15 protein-coding genes are annotated in these 13,876 nt (G+C 50.6%); 6 read left to right on the top strand and 9 right to left on the bottom strand.

Translation table 11 applies throughout. From position 1 onward, the window contains the following. Nucleotides 1–128: 128 nt before the first annotated feature. The 4 genes from HPY30_00925 to HPY30_00910 are packed head-to-tail and all read right to left on the bottom strand — an operon-like array spanning nucleotide 129 to nucleotide 3,382. Entirely contained in the window at nucleotides 129–974 is an 846-nt protein-coding gene (locus tag HPY30_00925; protein QYZ64679.1) for a hypothetical protein, read from the bottom strand. Further along, nucleotides 961–2,268: a hypothetical protein gene (locus tag HPY30_00920; protein QYZ64678.1), complete on the bottom strand. Its 1,308-nt coding sequence runs from the start codon at nucleotides 2,266–2,268 to the stop codon at nucleotides 961–963. The genes HPY30_00925 and HPY30_00920 overlap by 14 nt, the downstream gene beginning before the upstream one ends. Before the next feature lie 22 nt (nucleotides 2,269–2,290). After that, nucleotides 2,291–2,686 carry a hypothetical protein gene (locus HPY30_00915; GenBank protein QYZ64677.1) on the bottom strand — a complete coding sequence of 132 codons (396 nt, stop codon included), beginning with the start codon at nucleotides 2,684–2,686 and terminating at the stop codon, nucleotides 2,291–2,293. A gap of 12 nt (nucleotides 2,687–2,698) precedes the next feature. Next, the gene (locus tag HPY30_00910; protein QYZ64676.1) at nucleotides 2,699–3,382 is read right to left on the bottom strand and encodes a hypothetical protein; all 684 of its coding nucleotides are present in this window, start codon (nucleotides 3,380–3,382) and stop codon (nucleotides 2,699–2,701) included. Between the two features lie 183 nt (nucleotides 3,383–3,565). On the opposite strand from HPY30_00910, the gene HPY30_00905 reads away from it, so the two are divergent. From HPY30_00905 to HPY30_00895, 3 genes are all read left to right on the top strand, one after another. Continuing rightward, on the top strand, nucleotides 3,566–4,426 hold the full coding sequence (locus HPY30_00905; protein ID QYZ64675.1) for a hypothetical protein: 861 nt from the start codon (nucleotides 3,566–3,568) through the stop codon (nucleotides 4,424–4,426). Continuing rightward, nucleotides 4,416–5,072, top strand: a complete 657-nt coding sequence (locus tag HPY30_00900; GenBank protein QYZ64674.1) for a hypothetical protein — start codon at nucleotides 4,416–4,418, stop codon at nucleotides 5,070–5,072. The genes HPY30_00905 and HPY30_00900 overlap by 11 nt, the downstream gene beginning before the upstream one ends. Nucleotides 5,073–5,167: 95 nt before the next feature. Next, nucleotides 5,168–6,721 (top strand): hypothetical protein, encoded by a 1,554-nt coding sequence (locus tag HPY30_00895; protein QYZ64673.1) that lies wholly within the window; start codon nucleotides 5,168–5,170, stop codon nucleotides 6,719–6,721. A 98-nt stretch (nucleotides 6,722–6,819) separates the two neighbouring features. Here HPY30_00895 and HPY30_00890 read toward each other — a convergent pair whose 3' ends face one another. The 3 genes from HPY30_00890 to HPY30_00880 form a co-directional block, all read right to left on the bottom strand. Further along, the gene (locus tag HPY30_00890; protein QYZ64672.1) at nucleotides 6,820–8,343 is read right to left on the bottom strand and encodes a type IV secretory system conjugative DNA transfer family protein; all 1,524 of its coding nucleotides are present in this window, start codon (nucleotides 8,341–8,343) and stop codon (nucleotides 6,820–6,822) included. Between the two features lie 100 nt (nucleotides 8,344–8,443). Continuing rightward, the gene (locus HPY30_00885) at nucleotides 8,444–8,725 is read right to left on the bottom strand and encodes a hypothetical protein (protein ID QYZ64671.1); all 282 of its coding nucleotides are present in this window, start codon (nucleotides 8,723–8,725) and stop codon (nucleotides 8,444–8,446) included. A 43-nt stretch (nucleotides 8,726–8,768) separates the two neighbouring features. Continuing rightward, the gene (locus tag HPY30_00880) at nucleotides 8,769–9,065 is read right to left on the bottom strand and encodes a hypothetical protein (GenBank protein ID QYZ64670.1); all 297 of its coding nucleotides are present in this window, start codon (nucleotides 9,063–9,065) and stop codon (nucleotides 8,769–8,771) included. A 454-nt stretch (nucleotides 9,066–9,519) separates the two neighbouring features. On the opposite strand from HPY30_00880, the gene HPY30_00875 reads away from it, so the two are divergent. Beyond that, complete coding sequence (locus tag HPY30_00875; protein ID QYZ64669.1) at nucleotides 9,520–9,750, top strand: hypothetical protein; 231 nt, start codon at nucleotides 9,520–9,522, stop codon at nucleotides 9,748–9,750. Between the two features lie 171 nt (nucleotides 9,751–9,921). Here the strand turns inward: HPY30_00875 and HPY30_00870 are convergent, their stop codons facing one another. After that, on the bottom strand, nucleotides 9,922–10,614 hold the full coding sequence (locus HPY30_00870; GenBank protein ID QYZ64668.1) for a sprT domain-containing protein: 693 nt from the start codon (nucleotides 10,612–10,614) through the stop codon (nucleotides 9,922–9,924). 707 nt (nucleotides 10,615–11,321) lie between these two features. Between HPY30_00870 and HPY30_00865 the strand changes: the two genes are divergently transcribed. Then, complete coding sequence (locus tag HPY30_00865) at nucleotides 11,322–11,669, top strand: hypothetical protein (GenBank protein ID QYZ67853.1); 348 nt, start codon at nucleotides 11,322–11,324, stop codon at nucleotides 11,667–11,669. Continuing rightward, nucleotides 11,666–12,670 (top strand): relaxase/mobilization nuclease domain-containing protein, encoded by a 1,005-nt coding sequence (locus HPY30_00860; GenBank protein ID QYZ64667.1) that lies wholly within the window; start codon nucleotides 11,666–11,668, stop codon nucleotides 12,668–12,670. The genes HPY30_00865 and HPY30_00860 overlap by 4 nt, the downstream gene beginning before the upstream one ends. Here the strand turns inward: HPY30_00860 and HPY30_00855 are convergent. Then, nucleotides 12,667–13,832, bottom strand: a protein-coding gene (locus HPY30_00855; protein ID QYZ64666.1) for an IS3 family transposase whose coding sequence is annotated in 2 segments (ribosomal slippage) — nucleotides 12,667–13,571 and nucleotides 13,571–13,832 — 1,167 coding nt in all. Because the reading frame shifts where the segments join, the coding sequence is not laid out codon by codon here. The genes HPY30_00860 and HPY30_00855 overlap by 4 nt on opposite strands. Nucleotides 13,833–13,876: the final 44 nt, after the last annotated feature.

The raw sequence follows: 13,876 nt of genomic DNA, 5'->3' as shown, positions 1-13,876 counted from the left end.
ACGAATACATAATAATATATATGTTATCTAACTTGCGCTAGAAATCACAAGAAAGGACGGCGCTAACCCTTGGTGCTCGGGTTTCGCGCCGTCCCTTCGATTGCCCCAGATGCGGAAGGAAGTGAGAGCTACCTGATGTCGGTGAGCAACATTGGCTCGCCAAAACCCTCCAGTTTGCCACCAGAGGCGGCGAAGAACCGTTCCCAGAAGCGGCGCATGGCCTTGAGCCTACGGGCATCCTGATAGAGGCTGCCGTCTTCCAGCCAGCCACCACCGATGATGTAGACCTTGATGCCGGAAAGGTCCGGGATCATTCCAACTTTCTTGATCTTGGCCATCTCGGCTTTGGGCTTGATCAGACGCACTTCACCTTTCCTGAAGAAGGTAGTCATATGGGAATTTTCAAACATATCGGACAGAAGCAGCAAAGAACGCTCCTTTGCATCAGATTTGCCGATCAGATCCTTCGCAAGCGTGTTCAGCGTGCCAATCAGCTCCGTATGCGAGAAATCATACGCATCTCCTTCTGAGGTGATCGCCTCGATGATCCTGCGGGCAATCAGCGTGCGCTTGCCCCACTGGGTTTTTAGGCAGTGCTCGAACGAGCGGGTTTTGCGGATTGGCACGGCTTTGAAGGTTGCCTTGGGAAAAGAGCGCTCGAATGTTCCCGTAAAGACCAACTCCGTATAGTGCTTTTTGGCATAGGCTGAGAACGAGACCACCGAGATTCGGTCGCCTTTGCGGAGGTAGCCCAGCGTTTTCCTGATCAGCTCTCGTTTCAGTTCAGCGTCCGGTTTCATGGTCTGATCAATCAGCACGAACAGCTCGCGGTCAGGGCGCTGGAATGCCGTCGTATCGACGTGGGAGGCTATGGCCCCATAGCAGTTGCCCAGATCGTCACGGGCCATTGCAGAGTTGGCAAATCCTGCCAGGGCAATGGCCGTAGCCAGCAAGGTGGTTTTAAAGGTTTTCATAGTTGCGGATCTCCTGTTCATGTTTTTTGGCCTGGATATAGGCCAGGAAGGTACGTTCGCTGGAGCGCTTGGCGGCGGCAAAGGCCTCCGCATCCACGCCCTCGGCAGACAATTTTTCGATGATGGCCTGCTGCAACCGGTTGAGTTCGGTTTGTGCAGAGTTCTGAATTTCGATCTGCCGGGCCTGCTTGGTGTTGAGGTATGCCTCACGGGTCGCGAAGGATTTGATGATCTGGTAGGCCTTGCGGGCCTCCTTTCCAGCAAAGCCGAAGGTTTTTCCCAGATAGATCGACAGAGCCTGGATGCCTGCGAACAGCAAAGAGAAGATCATTAGGGTGGAGACCTTGCCGGTGGCCAGCCAGCCACCACCGGAATCATCGTCATTGCCCAGGCCGAGTTCTCCCGCAAGACCGAGGTCGTCAAGTTCAGCCGAGAACAGAGGCTCTGCCGCGTAGGCTGTTTCCACCAGATCGGTGACACTGAGCCGAGCCAGGAAGGCCAATACCAACAGGCCAGTGATGAACATGAGCGTGAATTGCATTCCACGCCAATCTGGCGTCAAGTTGTAGTTGGCATTGATCCGGTTCAGCAGTTGCTGGGCGGGTGACAGGCCATCATCTTCCCCGTCATTGGCCAGTGAGACCTTGGTGTTGCGGGTCAGATCGGAGGCCCCGGTGGTCTGTCCGTTGCGGAGGAGTTCGCGAGCCATCTTGCCCACCTTGTCGATGAGCTCGTTGTTGTGCCACTCAGTCCCCGCGAAATGGGTCATGAGCATCAACACGGTGGCCAGAGTCAGGCCGATCAGTCCGGCAATTGTGGGCTGCATCTCAGGCGTGATGCTGTCCATGCCCAACTCGGCCACAACCATGCCGAACACCACTGACTCTGCCAGCGTCAGGCCGCCAACTACGAGCTTGGCCCAAAGCGGGGCAGGTGCTCTACCCAGCTCGTGGCACTTCCTGAGATAACTCTGTGCCTTGTCGTAGAGCGACAGGTCGGTGCGCGCCAGCATGTAGCGATGGTAGTATTTGGCGCACAATTCCAGCTCAGCTTGAAACCAGCCGTTCTGATCCGGTATCAAGTGCTTGGGGAGCTTGATTTTCCGCGCCTTGTGCTGGGTGACCCACAGCCGTAGGCGGTGAAACAGCTTCTTGCCCCACTTCTTCAGTCCGTAGGCCGTTGCGGCAAAGGCCACGGCGAAAAGCATGACCTCTTCATTGGTCTGCATGAATTCGAGGAAGGTCTGAATGACTTCCTGAAGCCGGTCAAAATCAAATGGAGCATCGTGATGCATGGTGAATCTCCTTACATTGCGTTCAGAAAGTGAGTGGGGGAATCCAACGCAGCCAGCTCTTGGCTACGGCATAAGTAAAAAGCCCAAAAAACCCGTACAGATAAGTGCGCCACAGGCCGGGGGGCGGCATCTGTGCATCAAAGGTCCAGAGCAACCCATCAAGCAGGTGGGGCGTGGCGAGGTAGGCAATCAGGGCCGCCAGTGCGATACGCGGCAGCCGGGGAAACTCCCGGATCAGACGAGCCAGGGCGATGAAACCGCAGACCCAGTGCAGGGCGGTATCGAATCGCTTATCCCAGGGGATCGCGTTCACCCCGATCAGGTTCCAGAAGATCCAGTAAATGGCATCCACCAGATAACCGGACAGGAGCCGGGCCAAGGGGACTGCGATAATGAAACGTAAAACGAACGTGCTCATAAGCATTCTCCTTCAGTCATCGGGCAGATCGCCCGGCTGGGGCGTGGAAGATTGCTGGGGGCTCAGATGAGTGCCACCGTTTATGCCCGCATGGGCATCAAGTACGCCATCACAGAGCTGCAGCCTGGATTGCAGCGCCAATGCCATCTTCTTTCCGTAGATGGCTGTGATATCGATCCGCTGTCCGGCATGGATGAAACACAGGTGCACCGCCTCCCCGAAATACTCAGGTGGCTGGATGACTTCCCCTTCTGCTTGCGCAAGCCGTGTGCGGAATTCGTTGTGTCGTGCTTCGGCTTTTGTCTTGTCGTGGGGCAGTAAGGCGTAGCCATGGGGCAACGTGCGGTCAAAATGCTTCCAGCCACGCCAGGTTTTGAAGGAAAATGTAGTGAGGTCGAGCGTTATCCTGATTTTCTTCTTAAGAAGAAAACGCCAGCCGGATTTGAAAAGCGGGTAAGTGAGGAGCGATCCGGCTACAAGAGTGGCTTCTTCCGCGCCGATGGCCCCCGGTTGATTCTGGAGGTAGACTAAAGCGCCAGCCGCAACGGAAATTGTGGTGGTGAGGGATAGAATATCCGCCGCTTTGGTCCGCCTCGGCGTAGGGCAGCGGGCCATGATGGCAATAATCGGATCGCCGTGATCATTGCTGCTTTTCCTAGTTGATGGGAATCCGCCGAAAACTGATTTTTTTGCCATGTTTGTACCTCGTTGGAAGGCATCAGAATTACATGATCGTTATAATCTCGAACTTTCTGCCTATGACTCCCTCTTCCCTTCCTCGTTTTTCCATGTGGTAGTCATCTGGTTGGTTATCGATATGATGTTTGAACTGGATTTGGGTGATCGGAATGGTTCTGGATTAGACGTGGAGATATGTGGATGACGAAAGCCAGGCAGCAATATTCAAAGGAGCAAAAAGAACTTCTTAGAACGGGATTGCAGCGCTTCTATCAGTTCGCACAGAAAGATAAAGCTGATGATTATTCGTGGATCATGATTGCTGCGGACATTGAAGGAACGAGGACTCGTTTGGGAAAAGCCTACTTGAATATCGATGGGGAGGCCTTGCGAAGGCATGCGGAGGGACAACCGAAAGGAGTTAGTTTTCCCACATCAAGGAGAAATGAGTTCTGGGAAGCAATCGAGGATTACCTTGTAGACCCAGAAAATCCTTATTCATCAACAACAAAGCTACATGTGGAAGCAAAAAGACCGGATATAATGGCAGGGCTGTGTTTATTCGAGTATTTTTATAAGTCTGTTGATGAGAAACCGTTTCTTTCTTCAGTCAATTTGTGTGGGGAGTTTGCGGCAACATATGAAGATGCTAGTGGCAAGGGGATCTGTTGTCTTTCTTTCGGTGAAACCTCAGAGCAAGGCGTATTGTCTGTTGGCCTAAAATGTACTTCTTCAATGAGCGAGCAACGTTTCTCCGGATGGGCAGTTATCACTCCAGAAGATAATTTGATATGTCTTGCCAAGGATATTGTGACAGGGGAAAACAGAATCTACCTTACTTTGGCCGTTGATCCAGGCATTTATGAAGGGGAGAACCCAGAGCACGTTATCTTGCTTGATTACCAACATCCCATTGAGCTGAGCACTATTTTTAGAATTGATGATTATTTTGAGTATTTCATGTCTGAACTGAAATCAGCGGGAAATAACATATTGATATTCAATAGAAATGTTAATTTTTCTTGCAATGATTCAGATGGAGGTGCTACCAATGTCGATTAGAGAAAATCAGAAGCGATGGGCTATTTACAAGAAACAGCTCAGTGACGGAGAAGTGGAGCCATTATCTTCGAAAATGGCACGAAATATGGGTCAAGGCTTCGGCCTGTTAGGTAGTTCAGGTGAACAGTTAAAAGGGTCACTGATGAACGATGTGATTGATGAGGTTATTAAGCAACTTAAGAATGAAGAGCAAGAGTTAGAAAGGTTAACAATGAAGGCCATGGAAAGCCAAGGGATCAAAAAAACAAAAAAACAACTGGCAGTTTTCAAAGGGAAGTATCCAGATATGGAGAATAAGCTCTTTGAGTTGGGAATGATATTTTTAGACGCAGCCAGGAGAGGCAATGCGGACAAGGTTAAAGAAATTGAAAAAACTGGCTTCCCGGTAAATTTCAAGGACCCCATACATGGAATGACCGCATTGCATTATGCTGCCTCAAGTTCTGCAAAAGAGGTAGTAAGAGAATTGGTTAATTCGAAAAAGTGTGACTATCTCCTTCGTGATCAAAAAGGACGTACGGCACTTGATCTATCGTATGAGTTCGGGCGGCATCGTTCCGTTGAAAGGCTCCTTCTAAATAAAACTATCGGTCAAGCGAAACAACACGGAATGTCTATAAGTGATCTTGCGTGCGGTAATTATTGAGATGCCTTCTTTTTGGAGCGCAACATTGCACTATAATCAGGAAGGACTTCACTGTCTGGCGTCAATGGTCGCTGCTGAATACAAAATATCCCTATATGTCAGACAATAGTTATGTGCTAGATGCTGTAGTAAAAATAATAAAAAGGCGTCAAATTGAGAGCGAATGCAGTGCCAGTGGCGGGCGAGATATAACGCAAAGACTGATGCAGCGTGAGAGGTTTCACGCGTTATTGGTAGATAAGTCTGTTTCCACTGGTGAAATAGAGAAGTATCTATCTGAAAATGAATACACCACGTTTGCAATCGACCTGTCTGAAGAAGAAATAGAAAAAACGCGATCGGCAATTGACAAATGGGGCCTTGTTTTCTCGCCATATGAACCAGCCGATACTGTCTACTATATAAGTCATTCGGTTAACTTGGTCTTGGAGGGTATGGCTGAGCATGATGGCGTTAAAAAAGATATGCTTTTTTTTGCAACGGATTGCAGTTACAGACCACACGGTAAAATATCCCTAGTAGGGACAAATATCTATTTAATTGAATTAGGGCGTTACTTGCTCCTCGATTTGGCTTTGATCGCTTTTACATTGGGTGATCTGATTCGCTCTTGTCAACAAGAAACTGGCAGACCACATTTCATAGAGCATCTATCAACTGAGCATTTTCAGAATGTGTTTTCTCGCTCATGGCATCGGATGCAACTGCCTTACTTGATGGCATCATTGTCAGAAGGAGAGAAGTATCGTATCGGGACGAGTTTTCAATTTGAAGAAGATGAATTAAAAAAGATCACTCATCTACATATGCTAATGACAACTTTCCTTGTTTCGCATGAGATCGCTCATGTGCGTGCAGGTCATCTTTCAGAAAATTCTTCGGATATAAGAAGCGTCATTTATGAAGCGTGTTTTGATCCGAATGGTTATTTATATTCATTTACTGATACAGATATTGATGAGGAGCAGATTGAAAAGTATCGAACAAAATATTTGCCACTGCATTCTTTGGAAATTGCTGCAGATGCCTTCGCTCTTGGCTCCACAATAAGTGCCGCTGTCGATATATTAGGAAGTAGATATGTGGGTGTCGTGGCTGGAGTTGTTGTCTTATCCGTTATTGCTTTGCTAGATCGTGCCGCCTTCTTAAGGGGGCAGGAAATTGATCCGGCTGTCTATATGGGCTTAGATAGCTATAACAGAGATTATGCTTCTATCGATGTGCTTTTTCCTAATGAGGCGCATCCATGGGGAAAAACAAGGTTAGGAATGCTATCGTTGACGATGCAGATTTTAATGAGAGGAGAAGCTAATCAGGATAAAAACGAGCACGAGTTTGTTTACCGCCTGATACAAGGAGCAGCTGCACCTTTTGCTATGGTTTCAGGTGAATCTATGGCACTTATTCACTATATAAATAATATGCCTGGCGAGTTTTTTGTGTTTCTTAACAACAGGGGTTTGTGGACAAAGCATTTTCAGATAGATAGCGAAATGCAGCACCGGCCAAGTGAAATTCATAGTGATACTCTTCTACAAGAATTTGATTTCTCTGACCCATTCGATTTGTATGGCATGCGCCAGTATGTAAAAAACCCAGAAGACAAGGTCGTTTGGGATGCGCTTAGGCGCTATTTTATGGATGGATAAAATACGACAGGACCTACAAGCCCGTAAATTCAAGCTTGTTGATCACGAATCTTAAATAATTTCCGTTGTGATAATGCGTGAATCAACTTAAACAAGTATCAGAAATAGGGGGATAGCGCGTCCTCCTGATCAAAATACTCCACCCGCTGCAGGATCATCGGGTGATATCCCGCCCAGAAGACCAGCTGGCGCTTGAGGCGGTCACTGCGAGCAAACAGGTGGCTGATTTCCTCCGGGGTTAGTAGGTCATGCAACTCAATGGTGTTTGAACGCCCCGTCATCCCCATCTCCTGCTGTTGTGTTCCAACTTCACCCAACCGGGAGACTTCCACCGGCGTCTTGCCGAGTTTCTTGGAAATATACTCCGTGGTGGTCAGATCATTATTGCCGAAAAACTGCATGATACCGGCATTGCCCACAAAGCTCTCCCAACGCTCTTTGTAGAGGGCTTTTCCCTGATTCCAATCCTGAAGGATGAACCAGAGCTTTACGTGGAAGGATGCGATCTGACCGATGGCGCTTTCCAGTTGGCGCATATAGCCCAATACCGGAAACTCATCCAAGCAGGCCAATACCGGTGCTGCGGGAACTGTTTTCTCACGCTCCATGGCATCTAATAGCTGATTGATAAACATTCGTAGCCAACGGTTACTGATTTCGCTCCGGGTGGCCGGAAAGCAGAGATAAACCGTCACACCTTTCGGGTCACGCTTCAGATCCGCCAGATCGAAATCATGATCCTTCAGGATTTTTCGCATGGCAGTGTAGTCCAGAAACTTGGTATGTCGCCGAACCGTGGAGAGCACACTATCCCGTTCCCGGTCGCTCTTATCGTAAAAATCCCGCGCTGATCCTTCAATGGTCCCACCCAGATCAGCCGTGCCCTCGAATTTCTGCAGATGCCGGGCACTATCCAGCATGCCCTCTTCGAGGATGTAGTAGGGCTCTTCATCCGCTTCCGGGCTGGGAGCCAATAACATCGCCTGCTTGATCAGTTCTCTGACGGTCACCAGATTGCGCCCCCCTTCAAATTGAGGATCAGAAGCGACATACAGGATGATGCCCTCAATGAAATTCTTGGCGCTCTCATCCCAGTGCAGGTCCTTTTGACCGATGGCTTGTACGACCATCGCTTCAGCAATTAGTGAGGCGTCTTCGATGATTGTGGGGCTGTCGAGACTCAGGACAGCCATCGGGTTATAGGAGGCGAGAAAGCCTGCGACTTTCTCATCTGTGTAGCCAAAGGGATCAAGGATATAGATCTTCTGGCCGAGCCTCGCGCGCTTCAGCGCCGTGAGATTGGCCAGCTCCGCCTTGGGGTCAGTGGCCAGTACGCTGCCCTGATAGAAAAAGAGATTGGCGATCAGCATTAGCGATTTGCCAGCACGGGACCCGGCAATCGTCCCGATGTGACGATCATCGGCAATGCCGATCAGTGCTTTGCCGATGGCCCCGACCAGTATCTTCTTTCCCGGTCTGTCGGGATCGTAGGCCAAGGCCTTGCTCTTGAGGATGGTCTCTGGTGTTTGCCACTTAGCTTGAGGAATACTCTGCTGTTTAAGATAGCGTGTGGAGACACCACGCGGGACATCGTGCATGAAGTCTTCATTGAAAGCGGCCATAAGTCTTCCTCAAGAGAAAAATCATGGGCGTTAGTATGAAGTGGGGAGGGAAGTGGTCTCCTCGTAGTTTCCTCTCAAGCTCTGGCCATGAATGGCCTGATTATCGGTCTATACCCATCCGCTTACGGATTTCACGTTCCAGGTGACCAATCGTGTCAAAGTAGGCCTCTTCATACGGCTTGCCGGTTTCCTTCACGTAAATTTGGGCGATTTCAGAGACCTCCGCTTCAGTGATGTCGGTGAATTCGTCAAGAAAATCTTTGGCTGACCATGTGAGCTTGAACTCACGGGCCGGGCGGCGCGTGCCATCCGGCATCAGCATCTCCCTGACTTCCTGCTCCAGCCAGTCTTCAGTCTCTTTCTCTGTAATGAAAAATGTCATGCATTCAACATAGGATGAAATTCGTTAGCAAAACACTAATTTTTTAGCGTGAGCGGTCAAAATCCTTTCGTGCCCGACTTTTCATACGGCGTAGACGGCGCTGGGCGTGTTCAATCCGGTCTTCCCGATGCCGGTTGATGTGGCTGGATGCATACTGCGTTGCACCGCCAGGTGCGAGCGTACGGCTTGTGTTCGGTTTTTCACGCTGGTTTTCAAGCCTGTTGAGTTCGGCCTTGCTTACCGACCCATCGCGCTGTCTTGTTTCAGGGGCTTTATCAGCTTCTGCCTTGTTGAAGGCCTTTCGGGCTGGCGGTGCTTTTGGCTTCCAGTCGGTCGTCATGGGTGCTGGCTCCTGCATTGAAATCAGATATTTCTCCTGATTGTCGCTCAACAGGTGAGGCCATAGCCTCTCGCCTTCCTCGTCATCGTAATCAGCCCCCCTTATCTCTGTATCTCGGCAACATCATCAATTCGTGGCGTCATCCCTGCCGATGTGGTTGGCAGGTAGGGATAAGAGACCAGATTGGCTGGCGTGCGGTTTCCCTATGGTTAGAGATCAACTGGCTGTCATCTCTCCTTATGCAGATCCCGGCCCTGTCAAATTCCAGCTCATACCCGGATTGCCGTAGCAAACGGCCCAAGGGAATGCCTTCGGCGGCGTGTCAAGGGTCTGCCCGCTCCATTCGGCCCTGGTGGGCCTCCCGTGTTGACAATGACACGTTCCCGGTCCGTTTGGCTGAACGGCGGGTAAGGCTGGAATAGACCAGCCGGTTAAAACTCAAAGGAGAAAGATCATGACCACTCAATTCAACCAACAATCAACGGACAACACTCAAGCCAAAGGCAATCAACCCACCCATGTGGCCAAAGTTCGCCACGGACACGGCAAAGGCGCGACCTATGAAAGGATCGGTGTGGCCTGGGTCAATGAAGAGGGGGCGGTTTACGTGAAGCTCCACGGTACGCAGATCGTCAGCGCCTTCACGCTCTACGAGCTGCCACAAGCTGAAATAACAGATGAATAAACTCAATGCAGAAGCGGCGTGAACCTAACGGTTTGCGTCGCTTTTTTTGCCGATGGGATGGATATAGGGGAGCGCACCATCGTAGTCAGCCCCGGTACGCCAGGCGCACCGCCCCTGATTCCCACCCTGGGTAGTGGGAAAAGGTCTGAGAATGTTGGAAGAGTGGGGGAGCTACTGTGCGGGCACCATGGCTACTACATGATCGCCGCACATCAGGTGCGCATCATGCTTTGCCCAGGCCTTGAGTTCACAGGCCTCATGGGTACAGACATATTTGATACGCTTGCCACTTTTGCTCTCTTTGGCGGGCGTTTCATCCTTGCCTGCCTTATCTGAAGAGGCGGCGGGCGTCAGCCGGGGCCGCTCGATCCAGGTGATGGAAAAGCCGCCTGCAATCAGTTTTTCCGACACCCGATCAAAGCGGCCTTTCGGGACAACGATGTGGTGCACGCTATCCCCGGTCTCTTTGCCGCCTTCTTCACCGGTATCGGTGGGCTGAAGACCAATGATTTTCATTTGGTCAGCCCACTCACGATTGTGGTAGCGGCCCCGGCCAGGTTTACCGAAATGGTGTTGCCACAAATGCACCATCTCATGGGCAAGGGTGGCCAAGATTTCCTTGAGAAGTCGATCCCGAAAATGGGCCGGGTTGAGGGCGATTTCATCGGTGGTTCGGCCATCGTCCCGACCAAACCGATCGCCGCAAAAGTAGCCATAGCTACGTTTGCGACGTTGCAGCGTGATCAGGCAATCAGGCAGGGTGTCGCCAAACAGATGTTTGTTGAAGACATCATAGGCGAGCTGGAGCCGCCCGTAGGTCTCTTTGGTCGGTTTGAGGGGGACTTCAGAATGCTGGTCTGCCATTGAAATGTACACTCCAATTTTGGCCCGGTTGGGTTTTGGGATGTACATTCCAAATGCGTATGACATCCCCATTGGTGTATTCATTAAGACACAGCTAATGACTACGGCTCCTCGCGTCTTCCTCTTGCTTAGTTCGAGATCAATAAATGGCATGTTCATTACAAACATGCTGCGCAGCACAACAAATGCGTTAAGGCTTGGTTAACGATTTCCATAATACAATTGAAAGTAGTGGCGAAACTGCGATTACAGATTTGTACAAGGTATGTGACGTAGTACCATTTCATGGTCTCCACCGCGCTTACCTTGCGGGGGGATATCCATCCCCCGCGTACCCCCCAGGAACTCACTAAGCGCACACGATTTTATGATCGTCTTTGCTAAGTGAGTTTGGCTTGTCCTTCGCGTTCTTTAGCGCTTCGGACTTCGCCAGAACGTTTCGCCGTTTCATCACGACCAAGGGAGACTTCGCTCTCCCTGGACCCATCGAGTCAGAGGTCTTCGTACCCCTGACAACCCAGACCAGGGATTTGCCCCTGGAGACAAGCAAAGGGACTTCGCTCCCCTTGCAACCCTCGATCCAGGGAGCCTTCGGCGCTCCCTTGGATATCCCATCGACCGGGGAGAACCCCGGCCCCCCCAATGTCTGCTCGGACGAGGAAAGCGAGAGGCGGGCCCGTTGCGAAAGGGATTACGCTTTATTGATCATGCCGGAGAAACAGAAAGACAAACGTTCAGCCCCGATTTCCTATCGCCCCCCAGCGGCGTTGCGGGAGGAGTTCAAGCTGCGCGTGGAAAAGTCTGGTCTGTCTACTTCTGCCTTTATCACAAAGGCCGTGTTTGATGCACGCCCCCCTCGCCAGTCTCGCCGTCCGGCTTTGGAGCAAAAGCTCCTTGCACGGTTGCTTGGTGAGGCGGCTAAGATCCGGTCCGAGCTTCATGAAATTGCGCTCAGTGGAGGCAGCAATGGTTCTACCTTGTTGATAGATCGGGCGGTGGATGAGCTTACTGAAATCCGGGCTGCACTGCTCAAAGCGATGGGGCGCAAGCCATGATCCCATTTTCCTCTCAGAGAGCCCTTGGTCAGGATCTAGCGATGCACCTGCTAAATGAACATGATAACGAGTACATGGAAGTGGCCGATGTGCGGGGAGCGGTAGCCGATGATCTGCACGGTGCGTTTGCTGAATGGGAGGCCCAGGCTCATGCCCTGACCAAATGTGAGAATTATCTCTACTCTCTTTCTATCAATCCTGACCCGCAGCAAGGCCAACTAAGCCGAGATCAGTACCTCGATTACATCGACCAAGCGGAAGAAAAGCTGGGGCTGTCCGGCCAGCCCCGTGCCGTGGTGTTTCATATCAAACATGATCGTGAACATTGCCACGTGGTCTGGTCACGCATTGATCTGGAAAACGAAAAAGCCATCCCGATGTCCTTCGATCGGGACAAACTGATGATGGTCACCCGTCTGTTTGCCAAGGAACATGATCTGGAACTGCCCAAGGGGTATTTCAAGGGTAAAGAGGAAGAGAGAGGCCAACAGCTCTCTCTTTATGAAATGCACCAGCAGAAGACGACAGGGCTTTCTAAGGCGCAGCACCAGGAACAGGTCACCGATGTCTGGCGGGCCAGTGACTCTGCCAAGGCGTTTGTACATGGACTGGCAGATCGAGGCTATCTCCTGGCAACAGGGAAACGCCCCTATGTGCTGGTCGATCTCTATGGCGGCATGCATGCCTTGCCGAAAATGATCGCCGACAAAACGGTGCGTACCAAAGATATTCGGAAATTCCTGGAAAAAGGCTACCCGCCGGAGTCTCTACCCACTGTGGATGAGGCGCGGGAACTGGTTGCCCAGCACCGAAAGGCGATGGAAACCCAGTTCAAGGCTGAACAGCAGGCCGATAAATTGGCCATGCTCAAGCAGATGCAAGCGCGCAGACGTGAAAAGCGGGAAGGGGAACAGGTCTCGCTCAAGCAGAAACAACATCAGGCCCGGCTTGATCTGGCACAGCAACATGACGTGGTCAAGGATTTTGTTACACCCAGTTAAGCCGCTTTTTTCTGCGCCATCATTTGCTGCTCAAAATCATTCGGACTCATATAATCCAGGTATGAATGCAGCCGCGTACTATTATAAAACATGGAAATATATTCCAATATGTCCTGCTGGGCTTCGTAACGTGTCTGGTAGCTTCTCCAATGCACCCGTTCCTGCTTGAGGCTGCCAAAGAAGCTTTCCACTACAGCATTATCCCAGCAGTCACCCTTCCTGCTCATACTGCCATTGATATCATGGGCTTTGAGTAACCGCCGAAAAGCCTTGCTGGCATATTGAGAACCACGATCTGAGTGGTGAATCAATCCGCCCTTCGGTCGACGTCGCCAGATCGCCATTTGCAATGCATCACAGACCAGCTTTGCCTTCATCCGGGAACTCATGCTCCAGCCGACCACTTTACGTGAATACAGGTCTATCACTACCGCCAGGTATAACCAGCCTTCCTGGGTCCATACATAAGTCACGTCCGCCGCATAGACATGATCGGGCTGGGCCACAGCAAACTCTCGCTTGAGCAGGTTGTTAAAAACCGACTGCTGGTGGTTACTGTTTGTCGTAACCTTATATTTCCTGCGCTGACGCGCCTGTACATTGGCTTCACGCATTAACTTCCTTGCCTTATTCCGACTCACCGGATAGCCCAGGACATTCAAGGCTTTTTTCATTCTGCGACTGCCATAAGTGTAGTCTGAACTCTTGGCGATATCCTCAACCCACTCCAGCATCTCCTGATGTATTCGGTCTGGCCTGTTACCCAAGCCCCTTTGATACTGGTAGTAACCATTACGACTCACACCCAAAACCTGACATTGCAAGCTGATTGGATAGGCATTCTTATGCTGGGTGATGAACGAATATTTCACTTCGTTTCTGCTGCAAAGAATACCGTTGCTTTTTTTAAGATTTCTTTCTCCATCTCAAGGCGTTTAACCTGAGCCTTGAGCTTCCTGATTTCTTCCTGTTCAGAACTCAACTTGCCATTGCCTCGAAATGCCTGCCCATCTTCTGCCTGATGTTCTTTCACCCAGCGCCCCAGCATTTGGGCATTGATGCCCAGACTGTTTGCTGCTTCCCTTCGAGTATATTCCTGCTCAAGAACCAGACTGACCGCGTCTAGCTTGAATTCCTTCGAATATTTCTTTCGTTCTTTCATTTTTCTACCTCAGTTAAGTCAATGATGCTTAACTGGGGTGTACC

The sequence above is a fragment of the Gammaproteobacteria bacterium (ex Lamellibrachia satsuma) genome (assembly GCA_019623805.1).
Taxonomy (GTDB): domain Bacteria; phylum Pseudomonadota; class Gammaproteobacteria; order Chromatiales; family Chromatiaceae; genus QGON01.
This window is presented reverse-complemented; position numbering and strand designations above follow the sequence as displayed.